The 19,121-nt window shown below is 42.2% G+C and carries 17 protein-coding genes and 1 tRNA gene; 7 read left to right on the forward strand and 11 right to left on the reverse strand.

The window, feature by feature from the left end:
* Positions 1 to 57 precede the first annotated feature (57 nt).
* Positions 58 to 525 (reverse strand): arginine repressor, encoded by a 468-nt coding sequence (argR, locus tag LEUCM_RS09105; RefSeq protein ID WP_025015904.1) that lies wholly within the window; start codon positions 523 to 525, stop codon positions 58 to 60.
* 192 nt (positions 526 to 717) lie between these two features.
* Here argR and LEUCM_RS09110 point away from each other — a divergent pair, with 192 nt between their 5' ends.
* From LEUCM_RS09110 to LEUCM_RS09125, 4 genes are read left to right on the forward strand one after another with little or no spacing between them, the layout of a single operon-like run.
* Complete coding sequence (locus tag LEUCM_RS09110; protein WP_016264809.1) at positions 718 to 3,555, forward strand: pectate lyase-like adhesive domain-containing protein; 2,838 nt, start codon at positions 718 to 720, stop codon at positions 3,553 to 3,555.
* A gap of 21 nt (positions 3,556 to 3,576) precedes the next feature.
* Positions 3,577 to 3,933, forward strand: a complete 357-nt coding sequence (locus LEUCM_RS09115) for a hypothetical protein (protein WP_011374321.1) — start codon at positions 3,577 to 3,579, stop codon at positions 3,931 to 3,933.
* Positions 3,914 to 4,615: a WxL domain-containing protein gene (locus LEUCM_RS09120; RefSeq protein ID WP_016264808.1), complete on the forward strand. Its 702-nt coding sequence runs from the start codon at positions 3,914 to 3,916 to the stop codon at positions 4,613 to 4,615. The genes LEUCM_RS09115 and LEUCM_RS09120 overlap by 20 nt, the downstream gene beginning before the upstream one ends.
* Before the next feature lie 17 nt (positions 4,616 to 4,632).
* The gene (locus LEUCM_RS09125; protein WP_025015905.1) at positions 4,633 to 5,688 is read left to right on the forward strand and encodes a DUF3324 domain-containing protein; all 1,056 of its coding nucleotides are present in this window, start codon (positions 4,633 to 4,635) and stop codon (positions 5,686 to 5,688) included.
* 45 nt (positions 5,689 to 5,733) lie between these two features.
* On the opposite strand, the gene LEUCM_RS09130 is transcribed toward LEUCM_RS09125, so the two are convergent.
* The 6 genes from LEUCM_RS09130 to LEUCM_RS09155 all read right to left on the reverse strand — a co-directional run bounded on the left by LEUCM_RS09130 (position 5,734) and on the right by LEUCM_RS09155 (position 12,050).
* A complete protein-coding gene (locus LEUCM_RS09130; protein ID WP_025015906.1) occupies positions 5,734 to 6,111 on the reverse strand; it encodes a VOC family protein in 378 nt (125 codons plus the stop codon).
* A gap of 340 nt (positions 6,112 to 6,451) precedes the next feature.
* Positions 6,452 to 7,747 (reverse strand): phosphopyruvate hydratase, encoded by a 1,296-nt coding sequence (gene eno / locus LEUCM_RS09135; protein ID WP_011374316.1) that lies wholly within the window; start codon positions 7,745 to 7,747, stop codon positions 6,452 to 6,454.
* 117 nt (positions 7,748 to 7,864) lie between these two features.
* Positions 7,865 to 8,620 (reverse strand): triose-phosphate isomerase, encoded by a 756-nt coding sequence (gene tpiA / locus LEUCM_RS09140; RefSeq protein WP_011374315.1) that lies wholly within the window; start codon positions 8,618 to 8,620, stop codon positions 7,865 to 7,867.
* 25 nt (positions 8,621 to 8,645) lie between these two features.
* Positions 8,646 to 9,860: a phosphoglycerate kinase gene (locus LEUCM_RS09145; RefSeq protein ID WP_016264805.1), complete on the reverse strand. Its 1,215-nt coding sequence runs from the start codon at positions 9,858 to 9,860 to the stop codon at positions 8,646 to 8,648.
* 100 nt (positions 9,861 to 9,960) lie between these two features.
* Entirely contained in the window at positions 9,961 to 10,974 is a 1,014-nt protein-coding gene (gap, locus tag LEUCM_RS09150; protein WP_025015907.1) for a type I glyceraldehyde-3-phosphate dehydrogenase, read from the reverse strand.
* 38 nt (positions 10,975 to 11,012) lie between these two features.
* Positions 11,013 to 12,050, reverse strand: coding sequence for a sugar-binding transcriptional regulator (locus LEUCM_RS09155; protein ID WP_016264803.1), 1,038 nt, complete (start codon positions 12,048 to 12,050; stop codon positions 11,013 to 11,015).
* A gap of 291 nt (positions 12,051 to 12,341) precedes the next feature.
* On the opposite strand from LEUCM_RS09155, the gene LEUCM_RS09160 reads away from it, so the two are divergent.
* Positions 12,342 to 12,413, forward strand: a tRNA-Arg gene (locus tag LEUCM_RS09160).
* A gap of 61 nt (positions 12,414 to 12,474) precedes the next feature.
* On the opposite strand, the gene LEUCM_RS09165 is transcribed toward LEUCM_RS09160, so the two are convergent.
* A complete protein-coding gene (locus LEUCM_RS09165; protein ID WP_035146526.1) occupies positions 12,475 to 13,149 on the reverse strand; it encodes a hypothetical protein in 675 nt (224 codons plus the stop codon).
* 159 nt (positions 13,150 to 13,308) lie between these two features.
* On the opposite strand from LEUCM_RS09165, the gene LEUCM_RS09170 reads away from it, so the two are divergent.
* Both LEUCM_RS09170 and LEUCM_RS09175 read left to right on the forward strand, forming a co-directional pair.
* Positions 13,309 to 14,715 carry a C69 family dipeptidase gene (locus tag LEUCM_RS09170; protein ID WP_025015910.1) on the forward strand — a complete coding sequence of 469 codons (1,407 nt, stop codon included), beginning with the start codon at positions 13,309 to 13,311 and terminating at the stop codon, positions 14,713 to 14,715.
* A 90-nt stretch (positions 14,716 to 14,805) separates the two neighbouring features.
* The gene (locus tag LEUCM_RS09175) at positions 14,806 to 16,587 is read left to right on the forward strand and encodes a glycerophosphodiester phosphodiesterase (protein ID WP_025015911.1); all 1,782 of its coding nucleotides are present in this window, start codon (positions 14,806 to 14,808) and stop codon (positions 16,585 to 16,587) included.
* Positions 16,588 to 16,620: 33 nt separating this feature from the next.
* On the opposite strand, the gene lpdD is transcribed toward LEUCM_RS09175, so the two are convergent.
* The 3 genes from lpdD to LEUCM_RS09190 are packed head-to-tail and all read right to left on the reverse strand — an operon-like array spanning position 16,621 to position 19,111.
* Complete coding sequence (gene lpdD / locus LEUCM_RS09180; protein WP_025015912.1) at positions 16,621 to 17,046, reverse strand: prenylated flavin chaperone LpdD; 426 nt, start codon at positions 17,044 to 17,046, stop codon at positions 16,621 to 16,623.
* Complete coding sequence (locus LEUCM_RS09185; RefSeq protein ID WP_016264798.1) at positions 17,024 to 17,614, reverse strand: UbiX family flavin prenyltransferase; 591 nt, start codon at positions 17,612 to 17,614, stop codon at positions 17,024 to 17,026. The genes lpdD and LEUCM_RS09185 overlap by 23 nt, the downstream gene beginning before the upstream one ends.
* 21 nt (positions 17,615 to 17,635) lie before the next feature.
* Entirely contained in the window at positions 17,636 to 19,111 is a 1,476-nt protein-coding gene (locus LEUCM_RS09190) for a UbiD family decarboxylase (protein ID WP_025015913.1), read from the reverse strand.
* Between the last annotated feature and the right edge of the window lie 10 nt (positions 19,112 to 19,121).

The raw sequence follows: 19,121 nt of genomic DNA on the forward strand, positions 1-19,121 counted from the left end.
CAATAAGTTAGTTCTTAATACCTAACTTATTGGCGCCCTTTAATTAATTTTTAGTCGTTAATTTCGGTTAGTTCCCGCTAAATGTGCTGAAAAACGTTGATTTAAATCTGCCGCATGTGCTTCATCAGGACTGATAACTACAATTGTATCATGCCCAGCAAGCGTCCCAACAACATCCTCATACCCTAAGTCGTCGATTAACGCTGCTAGTAGATTACCGTTACTAGGCACGGTTTTAATCACGTTCATCACCTGAACCTGCGTAATCGTCAAGGCGACTTCACGTAACTTATCGTTTAACCGTTGTTCTTGCGTCCGTTCATCGTCATGAAAAACGGTGTACCGCAATTCCCCGTTCACATCCCGGGCCTTAACAATCTGCATTTCACGAATATCACGTGAAATTGTCGCTTGCGTAGCGTCAATACCATCATCTCTTAATGTTGCTAATAATTCTTCTTGGGTTGTTATCACTTGTTGATTAATAATCTGTTCAATACGTGTCTGTCGATCTACCTTTTTCATCATGATCACTCCTCCGATGAATCTGATTATCCCTATTATACCAGTTTTGGTGGCTAACAAACAGCGCTATCATTTTCAAATCTGATATCGGGCGTCAATCATTTTTGCTCACCGAATCACATTTATTGACTTATTAATTTCAATTATTTATGATTATTATAAGATATAAGATCAATCAAGGAGGCTATGCTGATGAAGACCCCCGTTTCGTATCTCTTATTATTAAGTCTATCGACTGCACTACTATCCCCTATTCATGTTAGTCGTGCTGAGGAATCAGCATCAGCCCCACCAAGTGAATCCCAATCTTCAGTCCTCGTTGAACCAGACGATCCAAGCAATATACAATCCGCTGAATCGTCATCCGTCTCAACAACTGAAGAATCAGCGAAATCTGAATCAGAACCGATTAAAACACCGCCGCAAGAGCCAGTTGAACCAATCAAACCACTTGTGACACAAAATCCTGGTGTCAAAGCCGGTCTCACGCCCGTTGCGAATGCAGCCGAATTAAAAGCGGCTTTAGAAAATGGCGAAAGCGTCCAACTAACAGCTGATATCACATTGAATGTGCTCGAAAGCTTGCTTGCTAGAATTCAAATCGGTAAAAATAATCCCCAAGACATTACCATCGATGGCACCAATCCAACGACCGGACAGCGCCATTTATTAAATATTGCTGATATTGCTGTCCTAGCACCAACAACACAACTGTACATCGGCTCAACTGGTATGCAAAAGAAAACAATCAAATTTACAAATCTAAGAATTAATAATAATAACTACTATGGTCTCTGTCACCCAACAAATGAGTCTTACGCAAATGGTAGTACGCTCTTGCTCGAAAATGTTGAATACAACAGTAGTGCGCAGTCACTTCATTTCATGCAGGGAGTGATCGCCTTTAGTGGTAACAATACCATTACCCAAACTGCTGGTACTTGGTCACAAGAATTGGCTGAAACAGGCCGGTTAGACTTTAGAGGTGGGACAACGACCATCAATCATGCCGGTGGCGGCTCTTATGGCCTAATCCGAATTGATCAAAACCCAACTGATGGTATTGCCCCCGGTATTCAAGTTTCCGGTGGTGCAAAAGTTTCAATTACAACCAACAACGCTATTTTCCCGGCATCAGGCGCTGGTATTCCTCAGATTAATATCGAATCAAAAGGGTCTGGTTCCAATTTAGCACTCAATGCTGGTGGTCATATCTTCGGTGTCACTGGATCAAGTAGCTCCAAAGCAGTTGCTTCAGATGGTGGTACTATCAATGTCACAAAGGCCAACAACTTCTATCAAACTGGTACGACTAACCGCACAATTGCTGCCACTAATAATGGTCATGTCAATTTGAAATTGGCAGGCAGTCTTTATTATTACGCACAAAGTCAATCACCAATGTCCGCAACCCAGGACAGTACAATCGATATTCAATCAACCACTAATCTCTTTACCTCTTATCTACAAAAAAGCCCCATTACAGCGGACAAGAATAGTACGATAAAACTCGCTTCTAATTCAGACGTCTTCGGTGCATATGTTCAAGATAGTCCAATAAGTGCCACTAACAATAGTTCGGTTAACTTAAACGCTGGTAAAGATATTTTTGCCTATATCTATAACCCCTCAAGTGGTAATCCAATCATGCAAATGACAACCGACACCACTTCTAAGATGACCTTAACCGCCAAAGATGCGTTTATCCGTAACATCCAAGCCAATGGTCTTAAATTGGATATTGGTGGTCAACTATCAGCCACTTTTGGTCAATATTTAGCTGTTTCAGGTGCGCGACCGCTTATGCATGACTTCCGTGACAACAGTATTATTGACCTCACCATCATCGGTGCGCAAAGTATTGCCAACGGGCTCATTCCACTAGCGAGTGCTGGTTCTTACATGAAAATTGGCGATGACAGTCAAGTCACTATTAATAATCAAACAACCACTAACCAATCTGTCCTATTTGGCCTCAGTGGTAGCAACAGTCCCGTTACAATTGGCGATTCTGATGTCACTATCAACAACAATACGGTTGCCGCAACCCGACTATTTGAAAACATTAAATTTAACCTTGAAAACACAACTAGTCAATCCCCACACACCATTTATCGTGGCGTCAGTTTAACTGAAAAGGATCAAACCAAAACGATTTATCCATTCGTTCACTTTGATAGCACCATTGGCACCACTAACACAACGAACAGTTCTGACACGACTTTCAAAACGAAATTTGAAAGTCTCACTTCTACTCAAAATATTGCGCAACTTCATTTGCACGATCCACTACCACCTGAAATCATCACCCTTATCAACACTGGTGGACTCCCTACCGATGATGCCCAGAAATTTAAATTTGCTTTAAATGGGACCGCGACTCCTGCCAGTGAGCTCACGCTGAACTTTCTAAGCGCCGCGGGACAATCATTATTAAAAGGCCCTGCTAAAGCAGCGGCTGCCAACCAGGCTTTCGACTATCAATTTGAATCTGATTTACCAACGCAGCCCAATCAGATTGTTGTCGAAGCTAACTACCCAGCACCATACGCGCTCACAACGCCTGTTCGGAAGGTTCTAAAGGATATTCCAGCTGGTAAGCTAGGCTTTCTAGCAGCACCAACTCACCTCAATTTTGGCAGTCTCCCACTTACCAATAGTCAAAGTCCTCTCTACCCCTATACTAAGACAGCAGATACCAGTCTGATTGTCTCTGATCCACGCGCCACTACCCGGGGAGACTGGGCCGTTCAGGTCAACCTCAAGCAACCTTTTACCGCTGGTCAGGCCACACTCGATAATGCCCTAATTTGGCGTAAGGATCAGACCACTAAACCATTGGTTGCCGGACAACCGCAACAACTCTATTCAAAGGCCGCTCATGCACCGATTCAACCCGGCGCAGATGAAACGGATTTGACGGATTTACTCCACGAAACTGTTCAAACCCAATTTCCAGCTGGTCCTAAACAAACCGCAACCCCATATACCGCTGAATTAGAATTAATGCTCATCACTGCCCCCAATTAAATCGTTAGGAGGTTAGAGGCGATGTATAAACGCTATTTTTTCACTTTTCTGTTAGGTGGTAGTCTATTATTCACACCGATTCGAGCAGAGGCTGTGCCCGCTAGTTCGAGTGCGACAATTCAATTTAGCAATCAGCAGACGCTACCGGTCGTCCCCCTACCACGACCACCTTTGATTGCCGCACCCGACAATGCGGGCACCATTCACAACGAATGGCACATGACACCACTCGAATATGCACCACCATTAACACAACGGTTACCACAAACCAGTATTACCGATATACGCTATTATCAACTTAGCGGATTGCTCCTATTATTAACCACTATTCTACTCATTAAGAAAGAGGCGACCTACTATGAAAAAAACAATGATTAGCACAACTTTATTCTCACTACTCGCAACAACAACTCTTCTGTCAGCAGGCCAAATCCAAGCAGCTCCTACGGAAGTTGAAAAACAAACGACTGATGCAGCGGTTGTCTTCACTGAAAAAAGTAATCCATTAGTGATTACCGCTGTTCCAGACTTTCATTTCGGCTCCCATGAAATCGATCGTTCAGCTGACAAAGATTTAGCAGCGGTGGAAAGTGGCTCTCATATTGGCACAGTAAACACGCTTACCACTAGTAATGTTGTTTCAATTCAAGATGATCGTAGCCAAGCTAAATTAGACGGTTGGGACCTACAAGTGGCCCAAACAGATTTCGCTAACGCTGGCACTACTGACGCAAGTGACGCAGATGCTTCCGATGTCTTAACCGGCGTTAACATTTGGTTTAAAACACCAAACGTCACAATTGATGGTGCTAACAAGGGCGATGCTGCCTTACCAACGACTAGCGATCAAACGGTTCAAGTTAACGACCAAGCAAGTACCTTTATGAAAGGTGGCGCGACATCCTTCGGGAGCGTTGTAGCAACCCTAGGCACTGCACCAACATCAGGAACAGATAGTGATGCTATCTTCCTCCACGTACCAAAAACTGTTAATCCAACTGACAAAGCACATTACCAATCAGATATCACATGGACTTTAATCGCTAGCCCAAATAGCTAACAAAGGAGTTTTTGAATATGCGGACAACAATTAAAAGACTAGTTATCGGCCTATTATTTGGCCTAATTGCCCTCTTCGCCCACGCGCAAGCCACTCAAGCCGCGCAACCCGTAGCAGATTTTGCGATGACAATTATTCCGCCTGACAATCAGGCCGACAAACAATTAAGTTATTTTGATTTAGTTGTCCAACCCAAGCAACAACAAGATCTCCAGATTAAATTAGTTAATCATAAGGACAAACCAATTAAGGTTCGTGTGCAAACTAACACGGCGACTACCAATATTAACGGCGTCGTCAATTACAGCGATAACGTGAATCAATCGGATAAAACACTCAAATATCCGTTGGGCAAACATTTGAAACCGGCCAAAAAGAACATTACGTTAACCGCTCATGAACAAAAAGTCGTCAATATTCGCTTAACAGCGCCTGATAAAGCTTTTAAAGGCCAATTAGTTGGTGGGATTAGCGCGACTGAAGTCCCAACAACAGCAAAAACAACACAGCAGATTAGCGTGCGTAATAAGTTTGCGTATGCAGTTGCAGTAGTTGCCCGTAGCAATGACCAAAGTGTCACACCAGAATTCAAACTCGGTGCTGTCAAAACTGGTCAACATATGGGGACCAACCAAATCATTGCCAATATTCGCAATGTACAACCTAAGTTCCAGAATCAAACCTCATTAAACGCTTTTGTCACCAAGCGTAACCAAAAGACGAAGCTTTATCAAACTGAGAAAAAGCAAGTCCAATTTGCACCAAACTCGGTTATGCAGTTCTATCTACCGCTTAATGATCGGTTTAAACCAGGCCGTTACACGCTTGATTTAACAGTCCGTTCAGAAGGTCGTACCTGGCACTTCACACGTCACTTTACAATCAGCCGCCAAGCAGCGGCCAAGTGGAACCAACAAGATGTCAGCTTGACGCCTGAAACAGACTACTGGCCTTACATCTTGGCAGGTTTAACACTTATTCTACTGATTCTGGCTTACGTCTACTGGCGTTACCGAAAGAAACAAAAAGAAAATCAAGCGCTCAAAGATGAAATTAATCGCTTAAAATCTTAACCAAACAAAAAAGAGTTACTCTTAGAAGTAACTTTTTTTGTCGGCTTAAACCGTTAATTCAATTAAATTCTGTTCTGGATCTTGAACGACTGCCTCGTAATAACCATCACCTGTTACTCGTGGGCCATTTAGCAATGGTAAGCCTTGTGCTTGAAACTTAGCCACTAATTGGTCAACTGCAGTTTCACTACCAACAGCCATCGCTAAGTGCGCAAATTGGCCCCTAGTTGCTAAGCCGGCTAGTTCACTATCTTGGTGCATAATTTCTAAACGCGCACCATCTGCGAAAGTTAAAAAGTATGATTGGAACCCTTTTTTGTGGTTCTCATACAACTCACCCACAGTCGCTTGAAACATCGTTTGATAAAAAGCCTTCATTGCTTCTAAATCGTGAACCCATAAACCAATATGTTCGATATGCATTAAATTAACCCTCACTTATGTTTGATAATTCTATTATGACATTGATTTAAAACGGTTACAACGATAGTATAAAAAAAGGCGTCTCAGTAATGAGATGCCCTTTCTTAACATGCTTTTCAAGCAAAATTTCTGCGCTTAGCTACGTATTGCAAACAATCGGTTACACCGATTATTCACAACACTAGGCTAATGCTCAAAATCTAACCAAGCTTGTACGCATTCATCGGGCTTTTCGAACCAGTCTTTTCCGGTTAACTACAAAACAGGCGTCACGGTGAAAACCACCGTAACGCCTGTTTTTAGGTTAATCCTCAAAGCCTAAACGGCTCGAACGCACCTATTATTTTTTGATATTGTAGAATGAGTTGATACCTTTGTATGAAGCTGTATCACCTAATTGTTCTTCAATACGCATTAATTGGTTGTACTTAGCTAAACGATCAGTACGGCTCATTGAACCTGTCTTGATTTGGCCAGCGTTTGTAGCAACAACTAAGTCAGCGATTGTTGTATCTTCAGTTTCACCTGAACGATGTGAAACAACAGCTGTGTAGCCAGCTTCTTTAGCCATTTCGATTGCTTCTAATGATTCTGTTAATGTACCGATTTGGTTAACTTTAACAAGAATTGAGTTAGCAGCGCCCATCTTGATACCTTTACGTAGGTAATCAGTGTTTGTTACGAAGAAGTCATCACCAACAAGTTGAACTTTTTCGCCAAGTTCTTTAGTGATTGATGCCCAGTCTTCCCAGTTGTTTTCATCGATAGGATCTTCGATTGAAATGATTGGGTATTTAGCAACTAAGCCTTCAAGGTATTTAACGAATTCAGGTGTTGTGAATTCTTCACCAGTTGACCAACGTAATTTGTATGTCTTATCTTCGTTGTTCCATAATTCTGATGAAGCAACATCGATAGCGATTGAGATATCTTCGCCAGCTTTGTAACCAGCTTTTTCGATAGCTTTGATCAAGTATTGTAAAGGTTCTTCATTGTTTGCGAAGTCAGGTGCGAAGCCACCTTCATCACCAACAGAAGTAACTTTACCGTCAGCTGATAAAAGACTCTTCAATGCTTGGAAAGTTTCTGAACCCATACGGATAGCTTCGCGTACAGATTTAGCACCAACAGGCATGATCATGAATTCTTGGAAATCAACTTTGTTATCTGAGTGAGCACCACCATTGATAACGTTCATCATTGGTGTTGGTAATACGTGAGCGTTAGGGCCGCCTAAGTATTCGTACAATGGTAAGCCTAATTCGTCAGCAGCAGCACGTGCAGCAGCCAATGAAACGCCTAAGATTGCGTTAGCGCCTAATTTACCTTTGTTTTCAGTACCGTCTAACTTGATCATTGCAGCATCGATACCGCGTTGGTCAGTTGTGTCGAAACCTACGATTTCTTTAGCAAGAGGGCCATTTACGTTTTCAACAGCCTTTAATACACCCTTGCCACCAAAACGTGATTTGTCGCCGTCACGTAATTCAACAGCTTCATGTTCACCAGTTGAAGCACCTGAAGGAACGATTGCGCGACCAAAGCCGCCATCTTCAGTATAAACTTCAACTTCGACAGTAGGATTACCACGTGAGTCTAAGACTTCGCGGCCTAAAATATCAGTAATAATTGACATGTAATTTTCTCCTTTTTTGGCTGATGATATTCACCAGCACTTTTTTGGATGTCAGGCAAAGCCCACATCTTATTTTAGCTAATTTTTAGTGATTCGTAAATACATACGAGCGAAAAATTAGTCGTTAAAGTGAACAAGATCTAAGAATGAAGCAGGTTCCATGCTTGCGCCACCAACTAAACCACCATCGATGTCTTCTTTGCCCATGATTTCTTTAACGTTTGCAGGTTTAACTGAACCACCGTATTGGATACGAACTTTGTCAGCAACTGTTTGGTCGTATAACTTAGCAACTGTTTGACGAACAACAGCACAGATTTCTTGTGCTTGGTCAGCAGAAGCAGTTTTACCAGTACCGATTGCCCAGATTGGTTCGTAAGCAATAACCATTGAGCTAACTTGGTCAGCTGAAAGGCCTTTAAGACCTTCTGTTACTTGGTTTGAAACCCATTCTTCAGCTTTGCCAGCTTCACGAGTTTCTAATGATTCACCACAACAGAAGATAGGTGTCATGTTGTTTTTGAAGATTGCGTGTGCTTTTTTGTTGATATCTTCATCAGTTTCGTGGAAGTAATCACGACGTTCTGAATGACCGATGATGACGTAATCAACACCCATTTCATTCAAAGTTTTTGGTGAAGTTTCGCCAGTGAATGCACCAGCTTCTTCGAAGTAACAGTTTTCAGCAGCAACTTTTAAGTCTGTGCCTTTAGCTGCTTCTAATAAAGCAGGTAAGTCAACAGCAGGTGCACCGATAACTGATTCTGTTTGATCAAACTTAGGTAAGTTGGCTTTGATAGCATTAACGAACTCAGTTGTTTGAGTTGGGTTCATGTTCATTTTCCAGTTACCAGCAATGATTGGTTTACGCATGAGAAAATCTCCTCTTAATTTAAAATTATTTGTCTGAAATAGCAGCGATACCAGGTAATGTCTTACCTTCTAGGTATTCAAGTGATGCGCCACCACCAGTAGAAATATGTGTTAACTTGTCGCCAACGCCTAATTTCTTAACTGCGGCTGTTGAATCGCCACCACCGACGATTGTTGTAGCACCTGATAAGTTACCTAAGAATTCGCCAATTGCCAATGTACCTTTAGCAAAGTTGTCCATTTCGAACACACCCATAGGGCCGTTCCAAACAACAGTCTTAGCATCTTTAAGAACATTTTCGAAGTCAGCGATTGCTTTAGGTCCGATATCTAATGCCATGTAGCCATCAGGAATGTTACCTTCAACAGTTTCTGTCTTAGCATCGTTTGAGAATGCGTCTGCAACAACGTTATCAACAGGCAATACTAATTTGTCGCCAGCTTTTTCGATTAATTCTTTAGCTAATTCGATCTTATCTTCTTCAACTAATGAGTTACCAATTGATAAACCTTTAGCAGCGTAGAAAGTATAAGTCATACCACCACCAACAATAACTTTGTCAGCTTTAGCTAATAAATGTTCGATAACACCAATCTTGTCAGAAACCTTTGCGCCACCTAAGATAGCAACAAATGGACGTTCTGGCGCGTCAACTGCTTCGCCCAAGAATTTGATTTCTTTTTCTAATAAGTAACCAGCAACTGCAGGTTTGTTATTAGCTTTCATAGCTGTTGCAATCCCAACGTTTGATGCGTGAGCACGGTGAGCTGTACCGAAAGCGTCGTTGACGAACATGTCGCCTAATGATGCCCAGTATTCGCCCAACTTAGGATCGTTTTTACTTTCGCGTTTGCCAAAGTCGTTGTCGATATCTTGGAAACGAGTGTTTTCCATCACTAATACTTGGCCATCAGTCATAGCATCGATAGCAGTTTCTAATTCTTGACCTTCGTTTGAAGCAACGAAAGTAACGTCTTTGTTTAATAATTCGCCAAGACGTGCAGCAACTGGTTTCAATGTCAATTCTTTCTTGTCTTCGTCACTCTTGATACGGCCCAAGTGAGAAAGTAAGATAGCCTTGCCACCATTGTCGATGATGTATTGGATTGTTGGTAAAGCAGCTACGATACGGTTATCGTCACCGATAACGCCGCCTTTGATTGGTACATTAAAGTCAACACGTACTAAGACTTTTTTGCCTTTAATATCTTTTAAATCTGCAACTGTTTGTTTTGCCATGTGGACAAACCTCCTAGATTTTCATAAAAAAAGACGGAAGGAGTTTACCTCCTCCCGCCTTATAAAATGCTATCGCATTTCTAAGTTCACAAAAGTGAAATTAGATTAAGCTAGCAAATTTTTCTAATGTACGGATCATTTGAGCTGTAAAGCCTGATTCGTTGTCATACCAAGCAACAACTTTAACAACTTGGCCTTCACCACTACCAACAACTTGTGTTTGAGTAGGATCAAATACTGAACCAAATTCTGTACCGATGATATCTGATGAAACGATTTCGTCAGCGTTGTAACCGAATGATTGGTTGCCTTCTGTAACTTTCTTAACAGCAGCGTTAACTTCGTCAGCTGTAACTTCTTTGTCAAGAGTTGCAACTAATTCTGTTAATGAACCAGTGATAACTGGAACACGTTGTGCATGTCCGTCAAGTTTACCCTTTAATTCAGGAACAACTAAGCCAAGAGCTTTAGCAGCACCAGTTGAATGAGGGATGATGTTAGCAGCAGCACGTGCAGCACGTACGTTTCCACCACGATCAGGACCATCTTGTAATTTTTGTGTAGCTGTGTAAGCATGAACAGTTGTCATTGTACCAGCTTTGATTGTGAAAGCATCGTTAACTGCTTTAGCTAAAGGTGCTAAACAGTTTGTTGTACATGAAGCAGCTGAGATGATGTTGTCGTCAGCTGTGATAGTGTCATCATTAACACCGTAAACAACTGTCTTAACAGCGCCAGCAGGAGCTGAGATAAGAACTTTTTTAGCACCAGCATCAAGATGAGCTTGTGATTTTTCTTCTGATGTGTAGAAACCAGTACTTTCAAGTACTAAGTCAACGCCATCATTCTTAACCCAAGGAATATTACGTGCATCTGATTCAGCATAAACTGGAATGTTCTTGCCATCGATAACGATGCTGTTTTCTGTAGCTGATACTTCGTGATCGAATTGACCATGAGCTGTATCATACTTTAATAAGTGTGCTAACATGTCTGGTGATGTTAAATCATTGATAGCAACAACTTCCAAAACGTCACTGCTTGTTGCGTAAATACGACGTAAAGCTAAACGACCAATACGTCCGAAACCATTAATCCCTACTTTTGTAGTCATAATAGAATTTCCTCCTTTAGGAAATGAAAATTTTTATTTTAAAGGGTTGCCCCTTGTAAAATCGAGTTTGCGGCACCCTCATCCGTGATTAACCACGTCTGTTGAGGTGCGAGGTGCATGTACGCTTCAATTGCTTGGGCCTTAGAAGTCCCACCTGCAACCGCGAGTACACACGGAATATTCAATAAGTCACGAATCTGTAATCCAATTCGCGGAATCTTGTACACCACTTCGCCTTGAGCGTTAAAGAAGTAACCAAAGGCTTCACCCACCGCGTGCTTTTCTTTCAGCATCTTGATGGTTTCGACCGGCATGTCACGACGTTCTGCCATCGTAATGGCTTCACCAATACTGTGCAATACGCCACGACTGCGTTCAATCAGTTTTAATACTTCTTGAACACTTGGCTCTTCTAATAATGGGGCATACGTTTTCTCACTCACCTGTTCAGGGACATATAACGCCCGGTGTTTACCACCAGTTTGGTTGGCCATCTCGGCACAAACCGCATTTGCCTGAATATCAACACTCTCACCAATCCCACCTCTAGCCGGCACAAAGATTAAATTGCGCTTTTTAGAAAGATCGGTTGACAGTTCATGAGCTGCCTTAGCCATCGTCGTACCACCCATTACCGCCACAACACTTTGACCTTGTGGTAGTAACAACTGTAATGTACTATTGACTAATTTGCCCATTTCGGTGAGGACTTTTGGTTGTTCATCACTATTGCCAGAAACAATTAAGCAATGCTCAATTCCAAGGTAGCGACTCAACTCTCGTTCAGTCTGCCGTAATCCTAAAAACTGGTCCATTACTTGTCTTAACTGATCAAGAACTTCTTGTCCTTTGACAGTTAAAACCATACCTGATTTTGACGAATTAAGCAAACCTTGTGCCTTTAAAAAATCCGTCTCCGTCCGAATGACTCTTTCACTCAATTTGAGCTGCTCAGCAAGTGTGCGTCGCCCAACTGGTGCAAGCCAATCAATATGTTGTAGGACTTGGTAACGTTTCTTAACGACACCGACAAAATCAGGCGCAACCGCTTCTATTGCAGATAACTCATCGCGCATTGCTCTCGCCTACTTTCCGGTGGGACATAAAATGTCCATCTGTGTCATCAATCGACCCATGTCTGGCAAAAAATAAAAGGCAACTTACTAAAACTAGTAACTTATCCTTTGAACAAGACCATTATATCAAGTGAGTAAAATACATGCAATGCTTTGCGCTTAATGAATACGTTTTCTTTCCGAATAATTTTAAAACGTTGATTTATCGCGATTTATTAAAATTGGGACTTGAAATTTTTCTAGAAATCCGCTAAAATAATATATTGTACTGTTGAGTACATATATTAGGTTGCGCCGCTAGTGTAATGGATAGCACCCAAGATTCCGGTTCTTGAGATCCGGGTTCGACTCCCGGGTGGCGCATATATATCTCATAGAAAAAGCCCCGTTGATTTTATAAAATCGACGGGGCTTTTTTGTTGTCCTATTTATCAAAGAAACTATTTCCTACTTCAAAGAAGAGGTATTGGTTATTAACTTTAACTTGGCCCAGAATGGCTTTTTGGGCTTTTGTTGCCCAGAAATATGAGTAGCGCGGATGGCCATACGCATCATTTAAAGCGGGTAAGCTTGTACCCGGATCTCTGACGACAACTTTTTTCATGTCAGTTTTTTGTTTATTTTGTGCTGCTTGGCCGGTTTCTTTGAAGAATTCACTTTCCGTCAATAAACGGTAGCCATTCCCCTGCAACCAGCGCAACCCACTATTGTTCATCGCGATAAGATTCATATAATCGGTTGTCAGTGCCCCTTTAACGTATTTATCTGGATAGACACCATCCCAACCATCTTGATTATCGGCTTCTGCAGTAGCACTGCTGGCCGATGCTTTAAAATCTTTTTCATTAATCACAACTTCATCACTGGCCGCTTTCGTCCGTTCAGAAGAGGGTTGGTAAAAAACGCCCGATTGCGTTGACCCTTTTTGAGTTGCACTTTGGCTAGCGTTGTTATTTCTGATAAACCAGGTTAACCCACCAGCGACGATCAACACTAAAACCACTCCTTGGATGATTAGTGTCTTCTTACGTTTAGCACGCGCTTTTGAAAAATCAGATTCCCATTGCGTCATAATTGGCCCCTTTTTGTACTTCGGCATCTTGTTCCCCCCAAAAGCATCCTATTCGTAAATCCCTTTAACTTTATACTGACACTATACCAAAGTAATCGCTATTTTTAAATAGTTACTCACTTTTTAATGACTTTTACCCTAGCGATTGGCTTATAATGAATAATAAACCTTGAAGGAGTCCTTCTTTTGAATAAACGAATCAGTTCTTGTACAACCATTTTAGTAGGAAAAAAGGCCTCGCTTGATGGCTCAACCCTTATCGCTAGAAATGAGGATGGCTACAACAAGCCTAATCCGCAAAAATTCCGCGTTATTCAACCAGCCGATCAACCCGTTGATTACACCTCAGCCATTAATGGGCTCAAAATCAAACTACCAACAAGTCCGTTACGTTACACTTCGACACCCGATGCCGATGATCAATATGGTATTTGGGCTGGTGCCGGCATTAATAGCGCCAACGTCGCGATGACTGCATGCGAAACAATTACCAACAATCCCCATATCTTAGCGATTGATCCGCTAACTAATGACGGGATTGGTGAAGCGGATTTCGTAACGCTCGTTCTGCCTTATAGCCAATCAGCTCGCCAAGCCGTGTTACGTTTAGGTCAACTCCTTGAAACCTATGGGACTTATGAAACCAACGGCATTGCTTTTTCCGATCACGATGAAGTTTGGTACTTGGAAACGATTGGCGGACATCACTGGGCAGCAATTCGTATCCCAGATAACGCCTTTGTCGTTGCGCCTAATCGTCTCAACATTGCTGAATTCGATTTTACCTCACCAAATACGCTATTCTCAGAAGATCTACCAAGTCTAATTGTGCAATACCATCTCAATCCTGATGAAGACCAAGTAAACCTCCGCCACATCTTTGGTACAGCAACCATCAAGGATTCTCATTATAATAATCCCCGCGCTTATGCCATTTTAAAAGCATTTGGTGGTCTTGATGAGGGTGACTATGAAGATCAAGAACTGCCCTTCATGATGGTCCCCACTAAAAAACTAACGATTGAAGCCGTTAAATGGGCCCTCAGTTCTCATTTCGAGAACACGCCTTTTGATCCTTATGGCACAGGTTCAAAAGATGATCGTCAACGCTACCGGACAATCGGTTTAAATCGAAATGAAGAAACGCATATTCTGCAAATTCGCAACGATGTCCCCGAAGCGATTGCCGGGATTCATTGGTTAGCATTTGGCCCCAACACCTTTAACGGTTTAGTGCCATTTTATGCCAATACAAATACGACGTCGGCCGTTTATCGTGAGACACAAACCAGCTTTGATCCTAACAACATTTACTGGTTAAATCGTCTAACAGCCCTACTCGGAGATACTGACTTCAATCGTTATCAAGGACTTCGGGATGCTTTTGAAGCCCAAGCATTAATTGATTGTCGCAAGATTCAACTCAAAACGGACGCCGCAATTTTAGCTAATCCGGAAAATAGCACCGCGCAACTCACTGTCGCTAACCAAGCGCTCGCTGATACTTACTTCATGAACCTCAACCAACTCCTTGGAAAAATGGTAACCACCGGCGCCAACCATATGAAACTACGCTATTCATTAAATGATTAATAAAGAGGGGTTAAGTAGCGATTGTTACTCAACCCTTCTTTTGTTGTACAATAGTCCTTATAAACGTTTCTATTGAGGAGCTTCTATTTAATGCAATATTTTAAAAAGTTATTTTTAAATACCTTTACGTTTTTAAAACAAAGCCAAGCTTATTTTCGGAGTGTTTTATTAATGCATGGCTTTTTACTTTTAATTTGCCTACCGCTTTTAAGTAAAGCCAGCTACTTCATTTTAGTACATTACCAGATTCAGTTTTTAGCGTTGAGCAATCTGCCCGTACTTATTCACCAGCACCCCTTCGCGCTTCTAGCGCTCGTGGGAATTGCACTACTGATTTTATTACTGGCCTTCTTCGAATTCACATTTCTACTATTAAGTGTGTATTTTATTCAGATTAAACGACCACTGGCCCTGCAAGCATTACTTAAGATGACGGTCGCCCAAATTACGCATCTGCGCATCGGTACCATTTTTTTCTTCTTATATTATTACATCCTAATTATCCCATTGGGCGGTTTGGGTTATCACTCCGATTTATTGACAAAATTTAAATTGCCGGCCTTTATTTTAGATTACATCATCACCAATCGACGGCTGATTGCCGTTTTGGGGCTCCTCATTTATCTGAGCTTGTTATATATTGGTTTGCGCCTCATCTTCACCCTCCCAAATATCATTCTTCAACAAATGTCGTTAAAAAAAGCGCTACATACAAGCTGGCACTTTACGCACCACCAATTGGTAACTCTAGTTGGCCGGTTGTTACTCATCGTTGGGGGCCTCGTTGGTTTTACAGCCGTTAGTTTCTTCTTATTAATTCAGCTTCAGGCGTTCATTGAAACCCACACCAGCGTCGGTTTCCAAAGTGCAGTTCTACTCATGACACTTTTACAAGTGGTGGTCCTCATTAACCTGGTCCTCTCAACTGTCGCCATCTTCTTCGTACTGGTTGATTATCTACTATCCGATTCACAATTTAATCAGCCCACAATCAACTATTCTAGTCTCAAACTGAGTGTCCCCCTCAATAGCGGCTTATTATTGCTAGTAGCAACGGTTACTTTAATTGGTGCCGGCTTTTACAATTGGGATTACCTTCACGCCGTATCAATTCAACAACCAATCAGCATCTCACACCGCGGTGTCTCTCAAAAAAATGGCGTTCAAAATTCACTCACTGCGCTCAACCAAACGCACCGCTTAAAACCCAACTACGTGGAAATGGATGTCCAACTGACCAAAGATCATCAATTCGTTGTCTTTCATGACTTTCAGCTGGCACCGTTAACTGGTCATTCAGGCACACCGCAATCAAAAACACTGGCGCAACTCACCAATATGACAGTGCGCGAACATAAGCGCACCGCACCAATCGCGTCTTTTGATGACTATCTCGCACTCGCCAACCAACGCCATCAAAAACTCTTGATTGAAATTAAAACACCAACTACCGATAATCCAGGCTTAGTGCAAAAATTCCTAGCCAAATACCAAACTAACATTGAAACTCACGATCACATGGTGCAGTCCTTGAACTGGCAAGTGGTGAAAGATGTCAAAAAAGCAGCACCGCAAATTCAAACCGGTTATATCCTGCCCTTTAATTTCATCGGGCCACCCATTTCACACGCCGATTTCTACGCGGTTGAAATGACGACGGTCAACCGGCACTTCATTCAAGCGGCGCATCAAGAAAAGAAAGCCGTCTTTGTTTGGACACCCAATGATCAACAAGCAGTCCAACGGATGATGTATTTTGGTGCGGATGGCGTGATCACCGATAATCTCAAAGCAGTTGAACAAGCCCAAAACCAACACATAAAACCGCATTACGCCGATAAATTAGCATTTTATGTGATGGGTATTGGATAATAAAAAAAGTCATCATTAAAATGATGACTTTTTTTATTTAGCATAGGTAACCACTTGGGTTTGATCTGGATGTGCTTTTAACCATTTGGCTAAAGCGACTCCTAGTTCATGTGCCATTAGCATTGCCGCGCGCATTTGCGCCGGTGTAATCTCATTGACGTGCATCCCAGACACTAAGACCGCATTATTCGTAATCAGTGGCTTAACAGTTTTTAAAACCTGATCAATTAATACTTTTTCTTGATGGACATGTCCTGGGCGGCTAGGAAGTGCCGTGGTCAATGCCTTACCCGTTTTATCGACCGTCGTGATGACGCCGTAATGGGGCACGTCGCCACCGATAATCTGAATTAATAAATCAGACGTTTGGCGCTCTAATTTTAAGTGCATTGTATAATCCGTTTCAGTGACCGCAAATTGTACGGTTTGTTCGGTACTAGCGAGCGTTTTGACGTGCATTAGCTAACCCCTCCCAACGTGAACCAAGGTTGGTCTCGATATGCAGTTGATCCAATAATTTCATTACCGTATGATTGACGATATCATCTATCGTTTGTGGTTGATTATAAAAAGCTGGAATCGGCGGTACAATCGCCACACCCATTTGGGCCAACTTCAACATATTTTCAAGGTGAATCTGATTAAAAGGAGATTCACGGGGCACAATAATTAATGGTCGTCGTTCTTTCAAAGTAACATCGGCAGCTCTGGCAATCAAGTTTTCGCCCAGACCGGTTGCAATCGAAGCTAAAGTTTTCATGCTAGTGGGTACAATCACCATCCCATCGTGTTTGAAACTACCGCTGGCAATTGTTGCGCCCATATTTTGCTCTGGATGGACAAAATCAGCTAGCGCCACGACTTGCTTTTCAGTGTACCCAGTTTTTTCGATGGCTAAATTTTCTTTGGCCCAGCGACTCATGACCAGATGTGTTTCAACATCCGGCACTTGGTGTAATGCCTCTAGCAAACGAATCCCATAAATTGTCCCACTGGCACCCGAAATACCGACGACTATTTTACGCATATTATTCCCCTTTTCTTCTAATTAATTTAAATATTTTTGCCAATCTGCGATTTCTTTAAATTGCGCACGCTTGAAACTCTTTTGCATGTCATATGGGAAAGTCCCGTCTAATACTAACTTAGAACTCATCCCACGCACACGAATCCGAGCTGGATCGTATTCTGGTAATTCAGATGGATCTAATGGATGATTCCGTAAACCTTCTAAGACCATGATGTCCCGATCGGCTTGGAACCGTGTATTGATGGTCCACATCACGTCGTTCCAATCGAAGATATCAACATCTTCATCCACTAAGATGACCGTCTTTAATTCTTTGAAGGCAGAAAAGGCGAGCAATGCTGCTTGTCTTTGAATCCCTTCATCGGCTTCGTTATCCTTATGAATTTGCATGATAGTCATTAATTTCCCACCACCAGCAGGGGCGTTATAGACGTTCAATACTTTACCTGGAATAGCGCGCTCCACTAAGCTCAAAATTGATGCTTCAGTTGGAATACCGGCCATCGAAACGTGTTCTTCTGAAGGACCAATTGTTGTTTGAACAATTGGATTATCTTGACGATGAGTGACCGCTTTAACTTTAATCACATTCACGGCAGGATTTGCTGAGCCGTTATAACCAGGGAATTCTGGCATCGCATACCCAGAATTCGTATTAATATCTTCTTGCATTGATTGGTTTGGTAAAATTTCGGCTTCGATAATCCATTCAGCACGGGCAATCCCTAAGGCATCAACAGCGACACCAGGCACTACTTGAACGGCTTCATTTCTTAAAGCACCGGCAATTTGGAGTTCATTATAACCAAGTGGCGTTGTAGGTGGTTCAAAAGTAGCCCCAATGGTAATCGCTGGGTCCAAACCAATGTTAATGGTAATTGGCATTGGTTCGTTGATTGCTTCATATTCTTTTAAGAACGCACCGATATGGCGACCACCGGGCATGATATACATCCCAATTGTATCTTTATCTTCAAGAACCATTCGGTGAATCGTAACGTCGCTTTGTTGGTGATCCACGCTATGACCATACACGACACCCATTGTGATGTATGGACCAGCATCGTCTTCCGTATTGGTTGGTGCTGCTAATAATTTGCGGATATCAAAATCAGCATCGCTCGCTAAATGAACGACTTCTTGTGCTGGTGCTTGTTCGCGTGTCACTTCGACGGGGGCAACTGGTTTGGTTACCGCTTCGTTTAACATTTGACCCAGCGTTTTGTAGTCATGATGTAAAATCGTTGCGACCCGTTGGCGTGAAGCTTGCAAGCCAATTAAAACACGACTTCCAGGGAAGCCTTTAACATTATTAAACATCATTGTTGGGCCTTCGGTTGTTGGCCGCATGACTGTCCCGCCAGCACCAATATAACGATAGACACCCGCTAAATCAGCATTGGGATCAATTTCAACATCCGTTTCATGATATTGGCCTGGTAAATCTTTGATTTCAGCCAATACTTTACGTAAATCATAAGGTTGTTCACTCATAAATAAGCCT

The sequence above is a fragment of the Latilactobacillus sakei subsp. sakei DSM 20017 = JCM 1157 genome, from assembly GCF_002370355.1.
Taxonomy (GTDB): Bacteria; Bacillota; Bacilli; order Lactobacillales; family Lactobacillaceae; genus Latilactobacillus; species Latilactobacillus sakei.

Coding starts and splice junctions, on each gene's coding strand:
- gap (WP_025015907.1), bottom strand. CDS start 10,974: ATGACTACAAAAGTAGGGATTAATGGTTTCGGACGTATTGGTCGTTTA.
- LEUCM_RS09120 (WP_016264808.1), top strand. CDS start 3,914: ATGAAAAAAACAATGATTAGCACAACTTTATTCTCACTACTCGCAACA.
- LEUCM_RS09110 (WP_016264809.1), top strand. CDS start 718: ATGAAGACCCCCGTTTCGTATCTCTTATTATTAAGTCTATCGACTGCA.
- LEUCM_RS09115 (WP_011374321.1), top strand. CDS start 3,577: ATGTATAAACGCTATTTTTTCACTTTTCTGTTAGGTGGTAGTCTATTA.
- LEUCM_RS09185 (WP_016264798.1), bottom strand. CDS start 17,614: ATGCGTAAAATAGTCGTCGGTATTTCGGGTGCCAGTGGGACAATTTAT.
- eno (WP_011374316.1), bottom strand. CDS start 7,747: ATGTCAATTATTACTGATATTTTAGGCCGCGAAGTCTTAGACTCACGT.
- LEUCM_RS09125 (WP_025015905.1), top strand. CDS start 4,633: ATGCGGACAACAATTAAAAGACTAGTTATCGGCCTATTATTTGGCCTA.
- lpdD (WP_025015912.1), bottom strand. CDS start 17,046: ATGCACGTCAAAACGCTCGCTAGTACCGAACAAACCGTACAATTTGCG.
- LEUCM_RS09145 (WP_016264805.1), bottom strand. CDS start 9,860: ATGGCAAAACAAACAGTTGCAGATTTAAAAGATATTAAAGGCAAAAAA.
- tpiA (WP_011374315.1), bottom strand. CDS start 8,620: ATGCGTAAACCAATCATTGCTGGTAACTGGAAAATGAACATGAACCCA.
- LEUCM_RS09155 (WP_016264803.1), bottom strand. CDS start 12,050: ATGCGCGATGAGTTATCTGCAATAGAAGCGGTTGCGCCTGATTTTGTC.
- argR (WP_025015904.1), bottom strand. CDS start 525: ATGAAAAAGGTAGATCGACAGACACGTATTGAACAGATTATTAATCAA.
- LEUCM_RS09130 (WP_025015906.1), bottom strand. CDS start 6,111: ATGCATATCGAACATATTGGTTTATGGGTTCACGATTTAGAAGCAATG.
- LEUCM_RS09190 (WP_025015913.1), bottom strand. CDS start 19,111: ATGAGTGAACAACCTTATGATTTACGTAAAGTATTGGCTGAAATCAAA.
- LEUCM_RS09165 (WP_035146526.1), bottom strand. CDS start 13,149: ATGCCGAAGTACAAAAAGGGGCCAATTATGACGCAATGGGAATCTGAT.
- LEUCM_RS09175 (WP_025015911.1), top strand. CDS start 14,806: ATGCAATATTTTAAAAAGTTATTTTTAAATACCTTTACGTTTTTAAAA.